This is a genomic window from Thalassotalea fonticola (genome assembly GCF_032911225.1).
Lineage (GTDB): Bacteria > Pseudomonadota > Gammaproteobacteria > Enterobacterales > Alteromonadaceae > Thalassotalea_A > Thalassotalea_A fonticola.
In genome coordinates this window covers 1,398,841-1,418,317 of sequence record NZ_CP136600.1, presented here as the reverse complement: position 1 = coordinate 1,418,317, position 19,477 = coordinate 1,398,841, and the positions used below count along the sequence as shown (strand labels likewise).

Genomic DNA, 19,477 nt, shown 5'->3' with positions numbered 1-19,477 from the left:
ACAGAGTAAAGGGCACAATCATCATGTCAGATAACATCAACTTTATTACTCAACAAATTGAAATTAAATTTAATGATATAGAAAGCCAAATATTTACTGGAGATATGTTCTCTCAATGGAGAGGATCATTTTCAATTAAAAAAGTTTATCTAAAAAAAGAAAACGCTGACATTAAATGCGATCTCGACATTAGTTTGATGCACTGGCCTGAAGGTATTTCAGTCAAAGTCTACAAGCACAAGGCACTGGCAGTCCTACCCTATGTAAAAGATCAACAGCTTTGCAAAGCTCACTTAATTACCGAGCCTACACCATGTAAGTTCTGGAAGGATGCTTTCTACTTCTCTCACATGACAGATTTGGATCAAGGCCGCTATGTATTGTTAGAAGGCAATGATATGTCTGACGAAAATACCATCACCTGCCTGAGCAAGATAAAAATGCATATTGAAGAAATCAATAGCATTTTAGGGGCTGATTAGTTTAAGAATATATAAACTACAACTTAACTACTCCATATCTTAGTTAACATCTAAACTGGTATTAACTACCGACAAAAGTGACCAGTTTGATCAATAAACCAGTTTCATCATAGCAAGCCATTTAGAGCAATTTACCACTGTTTGATTTGACGGGTTCCTTCGCAAAGCAGAAGTCGAGTCACCATAACTTTAGTTGTCAGCTATTGATGAGACAGCTGACAACCATAGTATCGAAAGTTTATGAACACAATTGACACTGAACAGGCATAAACTGGCTGTTCCGGAAATATCGGATATTCATTCGTCAATATGAAGTAGTGAGTCAGCGAACAATCCTATTTATTATGCTAGGCATTAATAGCATATGTTATTTTAGGCTGATTATTTTGCAAGGAAAGTGGTTTAATCAGTGATATTAGGTGCAATTAAAAATAGCTCTGAATCAATTTATGATAATTCAGAGCCATTTAGGGACAATATGGAAATAAAATTTACTTAAATTGTATTGTATATAAAGTCATTTTTACTTGATTAAATATCAATTAATGTGAACTATTCCATTCACTTACAGATACTCTACCACCTGTAGGGTAATCATAGTTTCGGTTGTTTGGGTTAGCATTAGCACCATTTTGATTATCAGGTAAAGCGCTGTCCCAAGCATCAAACATATCTTGCATGTTCTGTGCTCGTGTTGGATAGGTGTCACTCAAATCATTCCATTCTCCAGGGTCTGTGGCTAAATCAAATAACATAATCCGTTGGGAACCACTTTGGTCGTTAAACGATAATTTCCAATCGTTTTTACGAACAGCGTAATCTTCACCTCGACGCCAATACATATTACGATGTGGTCGACTTCCTTTTTCGCCAGTGATATACGGGAAAATATCAACACCATCAAAATCTAATCCTGCACCTGGTTCCGTAACCCCTAAGCGTGCCATAATGGTTGGTACAACGTCTAAATTTGATACCGGTTTTTTATAGACTCCAGTAGGTATAGTTCCTGGCCAGGAAACTAGAAATGGCACTCTAATACCCCCCTCATAGCTATCACCTTTGAAGCCATTGAGTTCGCCAGGATTTGACATGGTAGTGGTGCCTCGAAATTTTTCTTTGGGCTGTTCAAAACCATGAGTACGCGGTGTTCCGTTATCAGATAGGAAGAATACTAGAGTATTATCAGTAGCATTCTTACGTTCAACGGCATCCATTACCTCACCAATACCATCATCTAGTGCCAACACCATACCGGCAAAGAATTTACGTTCATCTTCTGCTTGCAGATCTACTAAGCGGTCAAGATATTCTTGTGGCACTTGCCAAGGTGCGTGTACAGCATTGTATGCCACATAGACAAAAAATGGCTCAGTCGTGTTCGCATTATCAATAAAGTTAGCGGCTTCATGACTAAACATTTCGGTAAGATAACCATTGCTGTCTTGAATTGCCGGTTCTATTTGATCATTTCGATAGATAGGTGCCTGGCTTTTCTTACCTCCTTCAACAATATCTGAAAAATGGTAATCGTGCGAACCGTTATGAAAGCCGTAGAAAAAATCTACGCCACGACTATTGGGTTGGCCGGATTCATCGCCTAAATGCCACTTGCCAATGGCTGCTGTTTGATAACCTTGCTGCTGAAGTTGCTCAAACATTATCGGTTGTGATTGTGGTACATGCGAAATACCACCATTGCCATAATAACCAAAGCGCTGTTGATGAACACCTGTAACTAACGCGGCACGCGAAGGACCACATACTGACGCTGCTACATAACCTTGCTCAAAAGAAGTTCCGCTAGCAGCTAATGCATCAATGTTTGGTGTTCGAATATCATCATAGCCGTGGTAGCCAACATCACCCCACCCCATATCATCGGCATAAAATACGATGACATTAGGTTTTGCTGGTTCGGCACTTTGTGCTGTATTGGGTATACCTGCCATCAGGCAGGCTAAACCTATTAATTTAGGGATTATTTTCTTAGTTTTCATACTTTCCTCTTATATTTATGGGGTTTTATTTAGAGTTCAAAAAATGAGCTCTAAAAATAAAGAGTCAATAAAATAATAAAACCTCAATAATATTCGTACTTTCGAAATTTGTTACGGATTTTGATCAGGAAAACGCTCTTTATAAAGGTGCGCTGATTTTTCTCCCTGCAAAAACAACAAAATAGTGCATGACATGGTGACAAAAATAACAATAAAAAATTATTTTAAATAAAATTATAACTATAAATACAAGAGGTTAATTGCACGATGAAGATTTTTATAAAGCAACCCAATAATAATAAAATAGCGCTACTAAAGACAATATTCTGCTCTCTTTTTCTGATTTCAGCGTCTACTACTGCAACAGCTGGGCAGGTTATTTTATTCAACGATGACTTTGAGTCTGGTGATTTCGTCAGCGGTGGTTGGAGTGTTATTGGTGACAAAGTTAGTGTGACTTCCAGCGCTGCATACAACGACAGTGCCTTCGGAGTGAAATCACAACGCGGCGCTGATTTTGAAAAAGTCATCAATACTGCAGGATACTCAGAGCTTGATATTCGTTATGTTCGAAAAACAGAAAATTTGACCGGCGCTGAAAATTTGCAGGTAGAGTGGTCTTACGACGGGACTAACTGGACGGTATTAGAAAACACTCAGGCAAGCGATTGGGAAGCAGAATCTTTCTCTGTTCCAACCGATGCTGGAGATCAATTTCATTTACGCTTTAACCTGAATTCAAACAAACGTAGCGAACGTGCTTTTGTTGATGATGTAGAAATTATTGGTGATGAAGACATTGTTGCAGTTGTTAACCCTGATGTTGTTACTGCTGACTGGGGTTATAATGGCGCGGGTCAAACTAGTCTTGTTGCCGCAGCCCAGGTTAGTGGTAGTTATGCAGTAGCTGATCAGAGTAATAATATCGAGCTGCGTGATATTCGCCAAACATTACAGCACAGCATTAGTAGTGACGATATTCAAGCTGCATTACCGAATGCGGATTTAACAGGTGACAACGGCGTTTGTTCACTAGCACTTTCCCCCAGTGGTCGTCAGCTTTTTGTTGGAATATGTGCTGGCGGCAGTGCTACCGATAAAGATGCGATCCTTGCCTTTAATACCAATACTGAAGCTTTGACTGTTTTTGATCAACTTACTATTACTGAAACGCCAAGTGCAACTACTAACTACGATATGGTGTACTTTAGGGGGGAATTGTTGGTTGGTACTGATAACGGCCTTTATCGTTTTGATGCGAGTAAAAATGCGGTGGCTGATGGCGTCGCCGATCAACCGATAGCCGCAGCCCTTGTGCCAGCAGATAGCTCTGTTATTACCGGTCTTACTGTTGATATGATAGATCAAAATTTATACCTGAGTACGCCCAACACCCTCTACCGTGCCGATTTAAATCAGACTCTTACATTAGAAAGTGTTGCAACAGCGGCGAACATTAGTGCAATTTCTTTTGCCCGCAGCTACGGCGGTGATGCTACTGGCGGACTTTATGTGTTAACCAATGATGCTAATTTTAACTCTCTGCTAAATGCACAAACTACTGCATTACGTGCTGGTGGTAGTGTGACATTAAACCATTACACCGATTTCACTACAGATATTGTTGATATTGCAGCAACGGCTGAGGGCAGAATGTTACTCGCTGGGATCACGCCAAAAATGATGTCAGATACAAGTGACATTCGTATGGATTTTGATGTCTGGTTAGCTGATGAGCTTAATCAGTATGTGGGGGCGATCAAAAGTTTAGTGGGTTCAAGTACCATCACAGGTACTAACTCTTTGGTACCTGAGGGCTTTTTAACTCGTAAAATTGTTGGAGTTGGTGAAACGGTCAATGATACGCCAATTGCAGATAATGTTGGTTGGGCACTATTTTTACTCATGGCCGCCGATCAAGTAAGCCCTGATGCGGATATCGAGTCAGTGATAGATTTATTAATTCAACGCCATGCCGGTTTACACCCTGACGGCTTAGGTGGTGTTAAAACCGTTGATGGCCATTTTATGCGTAACTATGTAGCGGCAGGCACTCCTGATCCGAGTAATCCGCAACCACAGGTTTATATCAGCATGAAATTTATTCCCGCCGTTTATAAAGCGGTTGAGTTATATCCGAATAATGCTAATTTCAAAGCTTATAAAGAATACCTGCGCCAAACGATGAAGCGTGGTAGCGATACTATTCGTGCAGAACAGCGCATTACTTGGGAAAATGACGATCATGGCCCAATATTGCTCAATAACAAAATGACCAATGAAACCTGGATATATGGTGATTTGGCCGCGGCGCAAGATCCATTAGCGACTCAAGATTATCACCATTACGTTTATTCACGTACCAATATGAATTATAACGAATGGTTAATTAATGAACCGGTCATTTTGCCATCACACTCCGCCTTTATTATTATGGGTGGATCGATGATATTGCGCCACCATTTTGAAGATCCAAACTGGCGTCAACAGAATAAAAACTATTATGCCGTGACTATGGCTGCTGGTGATGATTTAGGCGCACCGTATTATGCGGCTTTTTCTGCAGGCAATAACCCGTTTTTAACAACTGGCAGCTATTATAACGATGGCCCAAGTGATCATCCCGGTGATATTATTCATTTTCCTGCGGTATTGGGATTAGGCCAATTGGGCTGGACAGCTCCTGTTGTTGGGGGTTATCAGGCTTATCGTGATGGCTTGCGTCAAGAGATCTTCAATGGTTCTGGTGGTGATAATTTTGCCATGATAACGCGTTGGGCTATGCAAGATCCCAGTTACGTTATGCCTTCCGTAGGGCTTGCTGACTTCTGGTATGGCGCAATGGGGTTAATGGAAACCATTCAGCCGGGGGTAATGAATACTTTACGTGATGAATTTTATAGGCCCGAAGTGCATGAAACTACTTCCTCCGCGGGAAATGTAGAACTACATTACTCAAAAATTACCCCTCGTCGCGTTATTGGAGTGGATGCCTTAGGCAATGAAACTTCCTATGGATTTCAATTGTCGCCATTTGAATTTTCTCCAGCTGAAAGTTTTGCAAGCTTTAAAGTAGTTGATCCCGAAGGTGAGTTGCTTGAACTTAATGATGTTGTTTCGAGTGTTGCACGTTTTGAAAATCCTAATTTTGAAAACGGTCTAACAGGATGGACCAAAACGGGAGATTACAAATTCTTTAAGCCAAACATTGGCGGTGTAAGCATCGTAGGTACTAGTGCTGAAATTCGCACAAACCCTACGGTTACGGATACTGAATCTAGCCTGAGTCAAACCTTAGGTGTTGCTAATGATCTTGATAATACTCGTTACATTGTTCGGGCCAACGGCTTTCTTGCCACAACAGGAGCACCAGGTCGCGGTTTCTTACGTGTGCAATGGGATAATGATGCTGATGTAAGCAATGGTATTATTTCTATGCAAACCAGTAACTTGTTGGACGACAACAATCAACGAGTCGAGTTTTTGATTAATACTCAAAAACCTATGGGAGCTAACTACATGCATTTATCATTTGTGGTGGAAAAAGTTGCTGCGATTTATCACCGCTATATTTTTGATGATTTATCTGTAGTGCGTATAGGCGCTGATACCCCTATCGCCAATGGAGATTTTGAAGATGGGATGACAGCCTGGAATGAATCCGCTGCGCAAATTAATTTAACGACTGAATCAAGTGAAGTGTTACAAGGTGCAACTTCGTTAAAATTTTCAGTTGGTCCAGGCGTTACAAGCTGGAAAAAACTTAGCAAAGAACTTGATGTCGCAAATGACCCATTAGGCACTCGTTATATATTCCGCCTTGATACCAAAGTTATCACGATGACAGACTCTGATTTTGAAATTTTGATTGACACTTATGATGCATTAGGCAATAAAATTATTAGCCGTCGCGACGTTGGCGACATTATACCAACGACAGATGGGGAAATAGCCTTTACCTTCCGTAAGCGCCCAAATGATGATCATTATGTTATTACCTTTCGCATGAAACGTAATAGCACTGGCTCCCTTGGTACCGATGAGATAATTATTGATAACTTTAGATTAGATAAAGAACAGCTGTTCTAAAGGCGACCTTATCCAATTTATTAAATTTTGATGTCTATTTTTGAGTGTTATCTGGGGAAACTTATTTAACACTCATAAAATTCTAAACCTAATATCGAACTCTACCCGCGGTTTGCAATCGTTAAGTCGAACCTACGAATTTTAGCGACTGCATACTCTTAGTTATTATCTGGCATCAATTTAATAAAGCCATCAACAAGCAAGTTTGTCTAACTTCGCAACTTTTATCATTGGGACCTTATTATGGAAAAACTGCAATTGACATCGTCTTCCACAACGACAAGGGCGAATATTAATACTGGTGTGAATCCAGTTGTTCGCTTTATTAGATACCTGCCTATTTTACTATTCGCCGCTGTCTTTCATACCCAAGCGCAATCAGATGATGAGATCATTAACAAGCTATATCGTGATAGCTATCAGTTTTGGCAGCAAATAAGAGAGCCTAATGGCGTTTATCGCGATGGTTTTCAATTATCTAACAAGCAATCAGTACGCGGCTCTATTGCGAACGCGGGTATGGGGTTAGTGGCATTAGCAATTGGACATGCTCAAGGCTGGCAACCCAATGCGGAAAATTTGGCCCTGCAAACGCTAACTACGTTATCCGGGAACACGCCAGGCTTTACCCCCGCAAGAAACGCCGCAGGTTGTTATATGCACTTCTTTAATGTTCATACTGGCCAGGCGATGAGCAAAGATTTTAGTCCAATAGATACCGACATCATGCTCCTTGGCGCGACATTCATTAAAAATTATTTCTCCAAAAACCAACAAATCGGCCAGTTGGTTGATCAGCTCTTGGCGTCGGTCGATCAGGCTAAATTCATTGGCGACCCGATCAAGGGCCAAATAGCGTTATCAATGAATGCCAACGGCGAGCCAAGCGGTGCCTGGACCATTCCGTTCAATGAATACATGATTGTCGCCTGGCTTGCTAAGCAACAAAGTAAAGATGACAATTCAGCCGCCAATCAATTGTGGAGCAGACATTACCAAACACCCAAAAACCTAAAAAAGGCCTTGTTTGGTAAAGCACAAACGCCGGTATTATCGGTGAGTAATAAGCGTTATGTGACTATGTTTACCTTTTTGTTTAACTACTACTTGGTTCATCATTTCTCTAACAGCCCTGAATATGTTCAGGCGATGAAAAATGCGGCGAAAGCCGATTTTAGCTGGTGGCAAGAGCAAGATATTAAGCAATGGCAGCCTTATGAGTGGGGCACAGGAGCCGGGGCAACCATTACCGGCTATAACGCCGATCGCATTTTTAATCGTGGCAGTCGTGATGAAAATCCTTATCAAATTGTTTCCCCACACATTTTGAGCGGATTCTCACCCGTCAAACCATCTGTTAAAGCGGATCTTGTTGCCATGTATCGTGCTGGCCCTGACAAAGCAATATATCAATTGTCGCCAGAGGTGTCGGTATTATGGCGTTACAGTTTAAAGCAAAAGCATTGGCGAGCTAAGGCCGTGCAGGGAGTGGATTTTTCGACTATGTTGTTTGGTTTGGCAGCTCTTCCTGATTTTTTGGGAGCAGATTTTTTCAACCGTTATAACACCCTTGAATAAATGCCGTAAAGCCATGGTTCTGAGGCTCAACTAACGCAACCAATGTGTTAATACAAAGGCGAATGCGGCGCATTATCTCGCATACGCGAAAAAAAGTGCTACTGGATATTACGGATTTCATTATTTCAGTGCTCTTTATCTTCTATGGGACGACAGTTTATGTTGCTTTAGTAAATACATACTATCGGGTTCGACATTAACGATAAAATAATTTTAAAGAGGGTGATATTTTGGACGTACAGCAAGTAGAAGTTGACACGTTTGTGTTAGAAAAAAGCCAACAAGAAGAAAATAAACTTTTTATAGTATTAATCAGTTGTATTGCAGCAATAGGTGGATTTTTATTTGGTTTTGATAGTGGCGTGATCAACGGCACTGTTGAAGGCCTCAAAGCTGCATTTTCAGCGGATGATGTTGGCACCGGGTTTAACGTGGCCAGTATGCTGTTAGGTTGTGCCGTAGGTGCATTTTTCGCAGGCCGGATGGCTGATATTTATGGTCGAAAAACAATTCTGTTAGTTTCCGCGGTATTCTTTTTAGTCAGTGCCTGGGGCTCAGGTATCAGTGAGTCATCGTTAGAATTTGTCTTTTATCGAATTATTGGCGGTTTAGCCGTTGGTGCTGCATCGGTAATGACACCGGCATATATCAGTGAAATTGCGCCAGCTCGCTATCGCGGCACATTAACATCGATACAACAAATTGCGATAATTTTGGGGTTGTTTTCAGCATTTATCAGTAACTATCTTTTGGCAGAGTATGCTGGTGGTTCAACTGCAACTTTTTGGTTTGGAATTGATGCTTGGCGCTGGATGTTCTGGATTGAAATATTGCCGGCGACGATATTTTTTATTGGTTTATTTATGATCCCTGAAAGTCCACGCTTTCTTGTTGCTAGTCAAAAAATGGAACAAGCCGCAACGGTGCTTTGTAGATTATATGGTAAAAAAGCCAGTCCGAGGAAGTTAGTTGAAATTGCGCAGTCGCTGGCCGTTGATCGCCATAAACCAAGTTTTTCCGATTTAAAACATAAACAAACGGGTAAGATCAAAAAGGTGGTTTGGTTAGGCATAGGCTTAGCAACGTTACAACAGTTAGTAGGTATTAATGTCGTATTTTACTACGGCTCGGTACTTTGGCAGGCTGCAGGATTTTCTGAAAGTGATGCCTTATTGATCAATATCATAAGTGGCTTTGTCAGCATTTTTGCCTGCTTAATAACAATTGTTTATATTGATAAGTTGGGCCGCAAACCATTTTTAATTATCGGTTCTTTAGGGATGGCCATTACATTGTCTATTATGGTGTACGCTTTTGCTAATGCATCACAAGGAGTTAACGGTCAATTGCAACTTGGTGACTATGGTATACTGGCATTAATTGCGGCTAACGCATACGTGTTTTTCTTTAATATGTCATGGGGACCCGTGATGTGGGTGATGTTAGGAGAAATGTTTCCTAATCAACTGCGTGGTTCAGGTTTAGCGGTTAGTGGAGTAGCTCAGTGGGTGGCCAACTTTATTATTACGATGAGCTTCCCGGTGATGTTAGCCAGTTTTGGTTTAGCATTTAGTTATAGTGTATATGCGGGTTTTTCAGTCGTTTCCTTACTCTTCGTGGTTTATTTTATCCATGAAACTAAAGGACTTGAATTAGAACAAATGACAGATTATTAGCCAAAATATATTCCTTTATTTAAATATAAATTAATAATAAACAATAAGTTATGTAAAGGGTCGAATTTATTTTAAATTTTTTACAAAATAATTTTAAAATTTATTGTGGATTTTTGAATGTGTCGACTCTTTATTAGTATGTAGGTGAATTTTTCAATTGTTATGGCAGACAAATTTTAGCGTTCATGTTATCAAACTTTGGTGATTAATAGTGTCAGAAAAAGCAAAACAACATACTATACTCAATACATTTTTGTCCTGTCGAGACAGCTTGGCACGATATATTCTTAAAATGAGTGTCAAACAAGAAGATGTTGATGACATTTTACAAGAAGCGTTTTTACGAGTTTATAATGAAGATAAAAAGAAACAGATACGATCGCCAAAAGATTATTTATTTATTGTTTCTCGAAACCTGATCTATAAAGGCTTAAAACATCAGTCGAAAGAAATTGCCACCGACGTTGACGATTATTTGCTTGGTCATGATGATAAACAAACCGAAATTGAATTACATAAGCAAAGAAAATTTAAAGCGTTTAACGATGCGTTAATGACTCTGCCTGAGAAGAATCGTCGGGCGATCCTATTACGAAAATATTATGGTTTATCGCATAAAGAAATTAGTCAAAAGTTAGGTGTATCAGTGAGTTCTGTAGAAAAATATATTTCCAAAGGTATCAAACAATGTGGAGATATACTCGCTGGTCAAGGATATGAAGCACAAAACATTGGTGGTGAAAGTAAGGGCAAAAACAGTGCCACCGTTAAGGAGAGAAGCAAGTGAATAAACAATCTCAAATAGTCACCCTTCGTAGCCCCGAAATCATTAATAGGGAGTCGGCCGATTGGTTGGCAAAAATGGATGGCGATAATATGGATCAAGCAGAAAAGCTTGCCCTTAAAAACTGGCTTAATGAATCTCCAGAACACGCCATTGCTTTGAAAAACCATATGAGCATGTGGGATGACATGACCGAAGTCTTGAATGATTCGGGTGAATCTTTTATGGCGGAAGCTACAAACCCAGAATATTTCTCTTGGTTGCGCAATGTGTTTAGCCCGAAACCGGTAATGCTTGCCATGAGCTGTATGTTTTTGCTGATTCTTTCTGGTGTATTAATCGTATCGCCATGGTCTGCTCGTAATGTAGAAACCGCGTTTTATTTGACTAATGTGGGCGTGCAACAAAGCTATCAATTAAGTGATGGTTCAACAGCACTTTTAAATACCGATAGTCGAATAGAGATTGAATTTTCAGACGGCCAGCGTATCGTTCGCTTGCAGCAAGGCGAAGCCATGTTTGATGTCGCCCATGATAAAGACCGTCCTTTTATTGTTTATGCTGCGGGAAGCGCGGTAAGAGCGGTAGGAACTGAATTTGTTGTTCGACTGGCTTCCGAAAACATATTAGTGACAGTAACCGAAGGTACGGTTGAATTGTCACAACGGGAAAATATGGCCAAGTCGAATGAAGAAAAATCATCCTCTGTGGCTGTTAAACCAGAACCTATGTTACTTCATCAGGGTGAACAAGCTGAATATGTTGTAGAAAATGCAACATTTGTAGCGAAACAAATTAATGAAACTCAAATTAATGAACAATTGTCTTGGCTTGATGGACAACTGGTTTTTAAAGAGGAAAGGCTGGAAAACGTGATTAAAGAAATTAATCGTTATTTGGATACAGATATTTTGATACTTAGTCCTAAGTTAAAAGATATCCCCATTAGCGGGCGCTTTCAAATTGGCGAAACCGAAGCACTATTAGAAGCGATTGAAATTACTTTCGACATCGATGTTGATATGAGTAATAACCAAATTTATTTATCAAAATATTCCAATGAATAAAGGAAAGCGGCAAAACAAATAATTGTTTTGTCACTTTTTCCTGGTCCCAAGAATTGACTCTTGATGATTCAGGATAAAATCAAACTTCAAAATATTATTATAAAAATTAAAAGGGTTTCTCTGTGGAGCAATTTAAGCTATTTATCACCTGTATTTTAATCTTAGTTAGTCAAATAAGTTTGGCAAACGATGCAAAAACCAATGTACTATTAATTACCGCCGATGACTTAGGCTACGAGGCCGTGGGTTCTTTAACTTTAGATACAGGGCTGCCGAGTTTAACCCCTAACATTGATGCCTTTGCTAAAAAAGGTTACCAGTTTAAAAATGCGCACGTGAATACGCCAATATGTCAGCCAAGTCGTTCGATAATCGCGACCGGGCAATATGGTATCAATAGTGGCATGATGGGCTTTTTCCACATGAAAAAGCGCTCAGCCACGGTGATGCAAACACTGTCTGATAATGGTTATATTACCGGCGTGCTCGGTAAGGTTTCACATTCTACCCCTGACATGGCCTATCAATGGGATTACGTGCATGATTATAGCGATTTAGGCGCAGGCCGTTCCCCGGAAAAGTATTACCAATTTAGTAAAGAATTTTTTCAACGCAGTAAAAAACAGAATAAAGCGTTTTATATGATGATCAATTCACACGATCCTCATCGTGGCTTTCATGATCCTGAAAAACCAATGAAAAATGCTGCAATACCGTCAAAATTATTTAGCTCCGAACAAGTTATTGTGCCTAAGTATTTATCGGATACACCGCAGGTAAGAAAAGAACTAAGCCATTATTATAATTCTGTTCGTCGCTTAGACGATACGTTTGCCCGAGTGCTGCAAGCATTAAATGAATCAGGCATGGCAGATAATACTCTGGTGGTATTTTTATCCGATAATGGCTCAGCCTTTCCATTTGCCAAAGCCAATGCTTACCTAGCAAGTACTAAAACGCCTTGGATAGTACAATGGCCACAAGGAAAGATAAAATCATCGTATGTAAATGAAATCGACTTTATTGCTTCTATTGATTTTTTCCCGACCGTACTCGATGTCCTAAATTTAAAAATTCCTGAGTCAGTCGATGGTCGTTCAATTTTGCCGCTATTGAAAGGTGAAAAACAGTCAAATCGAAATGAAGTGTATACTCAAATCGATTATAAAATTGGTGGCCCGGCAACACCTATGCGTTCAATACAAGATAGTGAATTTGGCTATATTTTTAACCCATGGAGCACCGTTGGTGCAAATTACCGGAACTCTAATGAAGGAGAGATCACTAAAAAGTGGAAAACTTCTGGCGACAAAGGGCAGTTAGAACGACTGAGAATGTTTCGTGAACGGGAAGTTGAAGAGTTTTACGACCTGCAAGCGGATCCGCACAGCGTCAATAACTTGATCAATAATCCAGAGTATCAGGCTAGAATAAATGCTTATCGACAACGTCTGGTAAAATGGATGAAGGAGAATTCAGACCCCGTGTTGGCGTTATATCAGCTGAAAGAACAGCCGCAGAAAATGATAATTATGCTTAAGAAAGACTTTCCCAGTAAAGCGCAGTTAACCCCTGAGCAACAGCGATTAGCGAAGCAAAAAAAGAAACAGGAAAAAGCCAACAAAAACAAAAACCAGCGAAAAAGCAAAGATCATTAGTCAATAATGACAGGGTTAATTTATCTTTTAATTGAGAGCTGTTAAACTTAAAGAGAATTTGAGGTGATTTATGGTAAACCTTTTGGTAGGTTACTTCTTGCTTTTACAGTTAACTAATCTATTTAAATGAATATGACAAAAAGGTCTGTTAGCCTGAAGTTAATTCTACATTTTTTCACCATCTTATCTCTAATTGCAATGAGAGACTCAGCTGCTGCATCGGAAAGAAAGTTTGACTTTAATATTCCGTCAGCAGAAGCAAAGCATGCTTTAGAAATTATCGCAAAGCAGACCGGTTCGAATCTGCTTTATCCGCCTGAAAAATTATCAAATCTACAGACCAATTCTTTACGTGGTTCATTTACATTACCTGAAGCTTTAAAAGTTCTTCTCGATGGAACTAGCATTGAGGCATTGATCACCCCTAAAGGGGTGATTATTATTCACGATAAGTCTAATGATGAGACTTCAAAATTAAATGTTGATCAAAATAAAATTTTTCAGCCAGATGATGAAAACGTAAATAATAAACATACTAAAGGCGATATTGAATCAATTGTTGTAACCGGTTTTCGACAAAGTTTAAACAAAGCATTGTCTTACAAAAGAACGGCGAATAATCAGATCGATGTGATTTCTGCTGAAGATATCGGCAAATTGCCTGATGTTGAAATAGGGGACGTGTTAGAGCGCATTGCCGGTGTGCAGGTAAGCCGTGGTGATGATGGTGTGGTCAATGGCACTAGTATTCGTGGCTTACCCGGTTATTTTAATCGCACACTATACAATGGGCACATTCTTAGCACCTCTTTGTCTACAGAGAGGTTTTTTGATTCGCAAATAATGCCCGCAGCATTTGTTAGGCGCGTTGAGGTGCATAAAACGCCTGTTGCTGATGTAATTGAAGGTGGTTTAGCGGGAGAAATTAACTTAAAAAGTATAAGAGCTTTTGATGTTGGTGAACAAGCGTTACGGTTTAAGTTCACAGGTAGTACAACCTCAAATTCGAATGAAAATAATTCTGACGTTACTGCTATTTTTTCTGACCTGTATTTAGAAGAAACGCTAGGCTTTTCCTCTGGTGTTAGTTTTCTTAAAACGGATACTGAAAATCAAAAAGGGCTTGTTTTTAATCCTGTTTTTAAAATGGAAGAGGGAGTTAATAAAGACTATAATGGTGACGGTGATATTAGTAATAACGATACCTTTTATCTGCCAAGCACTATTGCTTACAGTCTCAGTCAAAACATAAGAGAACGTAATGCTTTGTTCGCAAATTTTGAGTGGCGTCCTGAAGGGAGGTTCACAATGTTTGCTGAAGTATTTTATAGTCAGTACAATACAATCAATATCCGTGACAACTTGAGGTTTAAACCTTCACAGACCGATAATTCAGAGGGGAGTGGCGCACAAACAACAAGTTATGAAGGGCCCTTTTACAACGAAGAACGTCAATATTTAACTATTTATCACCCCAGTAATATCTTTGCCGAAGTATCTAACAGACATAATAAACGTGACAGTGATACCATTATGGCATTTATTGAAACACAGTGGTTTTTTGAAAGTTGGTCGTTAAACTTAGCTATAAACGCGAGCAAATCTAAAACAAAGCAATTTACTGTTGAGGCTAAAAACTTATCGGCAAATAATTATTTTGATGTTATTTTAGACGGCACTGATTTAGATAGCCCTTGGGAGGTCTATTTTCATAATCCGCCAAGTGATCCTGATTACAGTCAAAGGGGCTTATTAAACGACTCACAAGCTCCATATCGAGCTTTAACGGTGAATGGTCTGCAATTAGGTGCTGAATATGAAAGTAACTCATGGGGAGTAGATTTCGAATCGGAATATGTTTTTCCTCAGACTAATAGTCCATTAGTTTTAAGCACTATACAGATGGGGTTACATTACCGTGAAGATGAATCGTTGGCTAATAAACCATCTGCTAATTTTGCTGGTAGAACCGATGAGCTCTTTAATGGGGGAGAGATAACTTACCGCCAGGTGGAGCCAGAAAAAGGGCAATGGTTTGATGGAAAGGATAGCCAGAGAGGTGCTCCTTTACCTTGGGTTGTACCTGATATTGACTCAATGATAAATATCTATAACTGGACAGATGAAAGTGTCAGATCCGCTGCAATTGCAATCAATAGATATCAACCGGGGATCAGGGACGACCTTAAAGAAGATATAACAGCTGCGTTTACTCGGTTAAATTTTGAGAGTGAAGAGGGAAAGTTCTCCGGTAACTTCGGCCTCAGGTACGCCAAAACTCAGCAGTTTGCTAGCGGTCAAGGGGCTAATATTGAAGAAGGTCTCGTAGATCAAGGAAGTGGAAATCCCTATGACCCAGACTATATTTCATTGTTAGTTTTACCTGTAGACAATTACATGACAAGAAAAAGAAGTTACCATACTTTTTTACCTAGTATGAATCTTAAATACCTATTATTTGATGATACTATTTTGCGCTTGGGGTGGAGTGAGACTATGACTCGACCGCTGCGAGGAGATTTGAAGGTACTAGATAGATATAATAGAAATACCAATACTATCAATTTTTCTAATCAAGAAATAAAACCGTTTTTCTCAGAAAATGTTGATCTAAGCCTTGAGTGGTATTTTGCCGATGAATCGGCATTTATGCTTTCGTTATTCTATAAAGATATTAAAAACTTAACTTACGTTCATGCATACCAAAAAACATTACCAGTAAAGCATTTAGAAACAGGTCTTACACTTGATGATGTGGTTGTAAACATGAATGAGAAAAAGAATGGTGATGGTGCTATTTTCCAGGGGGGAACTTTGATGTACCAACAGCCATTTACGTCATTACCTTCATTTCTAGCAGATACGGGGATTAAAGCTCATTATACTTACTTAGATAATTCCCGCCCAGATCTTTTAGCAAATGTTTCAAAAGAAAATGTCTCTGTGGTTCTATATTATGATACCGACTATTTTGATGCCAGATTAAATTATACTTATCGCAGTGAAAGTGTCAAAAGCATATCTACGCCAACGGTGCCCGCGCAATACTTCAATCCCTCTACAACAGTCAATGCTAGTGTTAGCTTCTTACCAAGCAAGTACTTAAATATCAGTTTTGGCATCCATAACATTACCGAAGAAGTTAATAGTGATTATTATGCTAGTGGTGTAAATAATAATTTTAGTGATTATGGTCGAGTTTACTCATTAACCTTTACAGCTAAATTATAAACTAGGTGCGAATCTTTAGGACTTTGACACTACCTAGTTTAGATCTAAGCGTTCTTATTTGTTTATGTTATCAACAAACATTATTCTTACTAGTTTGAGGAGTACTGCTCAGGCAATATTGAGACAATGTGTTCAATATTTTTTGATTCTTAAACTAACGTGCATGCACCCTATCTCTTGACAGACGACACAGTCATTTAAAAATAAAAAGCTCATCAAATGATGAGCTTTTTGTTATTTACTAGTGGTTTAATTGTTTTATTTACTGATTAAGGTACAGCTGTCCCTGAAACGATAATGTTGTCTATTCTACCTTGGTGACCGAATTTAGTACCTGTTGTATTAAAGCGCAGGCTGAGTATTTCTTGCCCTTCTGCTTCTGGAGGTAATATAAATGATTTATTTAACCAAATTGGATTGTCTTTAACATCCAATAGAACAGTTTCTAAAGCCGTTTGCCAAGTGATCCCATCAATAGACCAGTCAATAATAAGGTTTACATCTTCAGAATCCTCTAACCCTCGCCCAGCTCTATCATAGGTAACAACGATATCGGAGTAACCTACCGTTGTGAAGTGTTTGACAGCAGCGGCGCCATTTGTCGCTCTTAAACCTGCCGATTTTTCTGTTGCTTCAACAGTAGATTGTAGAGCGACAATATCATCAACAGCTATACCTCCACGAGATTTTTCATTTCCCCAGCCATTAGTGTAAGTTAGGTCATTAGTGGCCTTAGTGCCTCCAACATTATCAAAGGTATCTTTTGTGCCTAGTCCATATACATCTGTAATTGTTATGATTGAAGTTTCATCACTGCTTATGATGCCATTCGTACCGGTTATAATAAGTGAATATACACCAGTATCGCTTGCGGTCAATATACCTGTACTGGTTACATTACCTTCTGCGCTGACATTAAACAAAGTATTTGTATCCGTCTCCGCTCTACTAAAAGTTAAACCTTCGTCCGTACCAAAGCCGTTATCTGCAATTATCGAAGCGCTGAATTGACGTCCAACAGCTTGGGTAGCAGTTGTTAATTCTTCTGGCGGGAATAAAAGTTTTGTAATATTTAACGTTGCTGTAGCAGACAAACTTCCATCTGACACTTCAACGGTAAAAGTATTGCTAGCCGGTGTGGTACCGTCCGCTTCAAAATTGGTTAATGTACCAGAAAGTGTACCATCGCTGGCAACGACTAACCAATCCGGGCCGGCAGTCTTACTGAATGTTAATATATCATTGTTGTTATCAAAGGCATTTAATGCAATAGACTGACCAGCGTCAGCATAATTTGAGCCTTCAATATCGCCTGGTTTAAAAATTGTTGCACTTTTAAACTCTGGAGCTACATTAAAAAGTGGCTTGGCTGCTACTTGCACATCAAAAGTTAGCTCAACAAAAGCGCCGTTGAAGTCTGTTACTCTAGTTGTATATTCATTTATGCCAATGTCTGCAAATGCAGGTGTACCAGAAAGCACACCTGAGGCTCCATCAACTGACAACCATGAAGGACCCGACTCAATAGAGAAGGTTAATACATCATCACTGGTGTCTGTAGTTGCAGATAAAGTCGCATTAAATGGTACATCTTCCGTCGCGCCATTATTCTCAGCGATATCTAAATTTGTTGGTGCAGTGCTTGAGACAGTGATAGTTACCGTTTCTGCTGGATTAGTATTAATGCCGTCACTAACAATAACAAAAACCTCATTTGGACCTACATCGGTTGTTCCAGGAGTTCCTGACAGTATCGAACCATTAAGGGTTAACCAGTCGGCACTGCCTTCATCCAGAGTAAAAGTTAATGTATCATTCTCGGCATCAGTAGCACTTAACGTCGCACTAAAGTTTAGCCCTTCAGTTGCTGTGTTAATATTTATTGTTGGTATGCCTGGAGCTTCACTTACCGGTAGTTTTTCTACGGTAATGCTCAAGGTAACTTTGACAATATCAATACCATCGGTAACGGCAACAACGACATCGTTTGTCCCAAGATCACCGGCTGCGGGTGTACCTTGCAATACGCCATCAATTATTGTTAACCAATCAGGACCATTGATAATGCTAAACGTCAGTGGATCGGCATCGGCATCCGTTGCTGTTAACGGCTGATTAAATACTAAGCTTTCATAGGCAAGAGTATTGGCAATTGATGCGGGAGTAGGTAGGTTGTTAGGCGCCGCTTCAACTACAAGAGTAAATGTTGTTTCCACCGTTTTATTACCGTCAGAGGCGCTAACAATTACTTCATTCATGCCAACATCTGCAGCAGAATGAGTGCCCGATAATGTTCCGTTTTGATTAACTGTTAACCAACTTGGCCCCGAGATCATAGTATACAGAAGCACATCACCATCTGGATCTGTTGCAGATAAGGCGGCATTGTAATCTTGTCCCACTGTGGCAACATTATTTGTTACCGGTTCGGCACCGAATACCGGCGCACTATTTGATTCGTCATCAAGTTCACAAGCCGAGAGTAATAAACTAGAGCTGATTAGCCCAATTTTTAGCATATGCTGTGTAATTTTCCCCATTTGAAATGTCGGCATTTTTTATCCTTATAAATTTGTTAAATGCAACTCTGCAGCGACATGTGCCGACATAAATATCAACAAATGCCCAGAGCAAGTTTGGTGAAACAAGCCTTTTAATAGTAATTAAAACGGCTTTGGGTTTTTAGCTTGTGCTGTATTACACAGTTCAAGTTGTAACCAGCTCTCTAATAAAGAGCATCTACAAAGATAAATCCGTAATGTAATTTGTGTTAAAAGCACAAATTACGGCATTTTTAATCAAATATGAAGATTCAAGGTCGCTGAAATTATTCTCGCTTCAAGTCAATAAAGTGCCTTTCCCTAATGTAAATAATTTGTAACTTTTTATTGTGGATATTTAAATTTTATCGC

Annotated in this window: 10 protein-coding genes; 8 read left to right on the top strand and 2 right to left on the bottom strand. The window is 39.5% G+C overall.

The genetic code is table 11. The features are described from left to right. The first annotated feature begins 23 nt into the window (after nt 1-23). Nucleotides 24-482 (top strand): hypothetical protein, encoded by a 459-nt coding sequence (locus RI844_RS05795; protein WP_348397496.1) that lies wholly within the window; start codon nt 24-26, stop codon nt 480-482. Nucleotides 483-1,024: 542 nt separating this feature from the next. On the opposite strand, the gene RI844_RS05790 is transcribed toward RI844_RS05795, so the two are convergent. Continuing rightward, nucleotides 1,025-2,482 (bottom strand): sulfatase family protein, encoded by a 1,458-nt coding sequence (locus tag RI844_RS05790; RefSeq protein WP_348397495.1) that lies wholly within the window; start codon nt 2,480-2,482, stop codon nt 1,025-1,027. Between the two features lie 267 nt (nt 2,483-2,749). Between RI844_RS05790 and RI844_RS05785 the strand changes: the two genes are divergently transcribed. The 7 genes from RI844_RS05785 to RI844_RS05755 all read left to right on the top strand — a co-directional run bounded on the left by RI844_RS05785 (nt 2,750) and on the right by RI844_RS05755 (nt 16,565). After that, complete coding sequence (locus RI844_RS05785; RefSeq protein WP_348397494.1) at nt 2,750-6,571, top strand: hypothetical protein; 3,822 nt, start codon at nt 2,750-2,752, stop codon at nt 6,569-6,571. 243 nt (nt 6,572-6,814) lie between these two features. After that, nucleotides 6,815-8,149, top strand: a complete 1,335-nt coding sequence (locus tag RI844_RS05780; RefSeq protein WP_348397493.1) for a hypothetical protein — start codon at nt 6,815-6,817, stop codon at nt 8,147-8,149. Nucleotides 8,150-8,412: 263 nt separating this feature from the next. After that, nucleotides 8,413-9,825, top strand: coding sequence for a sugar porter family MFS transporter (locus tag RI844_RS05775; protein ID WP_405054476.1), 1,413 nt, complete (start codon nt 8,413-8,415; stop codon nt 9,823-9,825). 211 nt (nt 9,826-10,036) lie between these two features. Continuing rightward, nucleotides 10,037-10,612: an RNA polymerase sigma factor gene (locus tag RI844_RS05770; RefSeq protein ID WP_348397491.1), complete on the top strand. Its 576-nt coding sequence runs from the start codon at nt 10,037-10,039 to the stop codon at nt 10,610-10,612. Further along, nucleotides 10,609-11,676, top strand: coding sequence for a FecR family protein (locus RI844_RS05765; RefSeq protein WP_348397490.1), 1,068 nt, complete (start codon nt 10,609-10,611; stop codon nt 11,674-11,676). The genes RI844_RS05770 and RI844_RS05765 overlap by 4 nt, the downstream gene beginning before the upstream one ends. Before the next feature lie 122 nt (nt 11,677-11,798). Further along, nucleotides 11,799-13,334 (top strand): sulfatase family protein, encoded by a 1,536-nt coding sequence (locus RI844_RS05760; RefSeq protein ID WP_348397489.1) that lies wholly within the window; start codon nt 11,799-11,801, stop codon nt 13,332-13,334. A gap of 126 nt (nt 13,335-13,460) precedes the next feature. Next, a complete protein-coding gene (locus RI844_RS05755) occupies nt 13,461-16,565 on the top strand; it encodes a TonB-dependent receptor (RefSeq protein WP_348397488.1) in 3,105 nt (1,034 codons plus the stop codon). A 269-nt stretch (nt 16,566-16,834) separates the two neighbouring features. Here RI844_RS05755 and RI844_RS05750 read toward each other — a convergent pair whose 3' ends face one another. Then, nucleotides 16,835-19,120: a putative Ig domain-containing protein gene (locus tag RI844_RS05750; protein WP_348397487.1), complete on the bottom strand. Its 2,286-nt coding sequence runs from the start codon at nt 19,118-19,120 to the stop codon at nt 16,835-16,837. Nucleotides 19,121-19,477 lie beyond the last annotated feature (357 nt).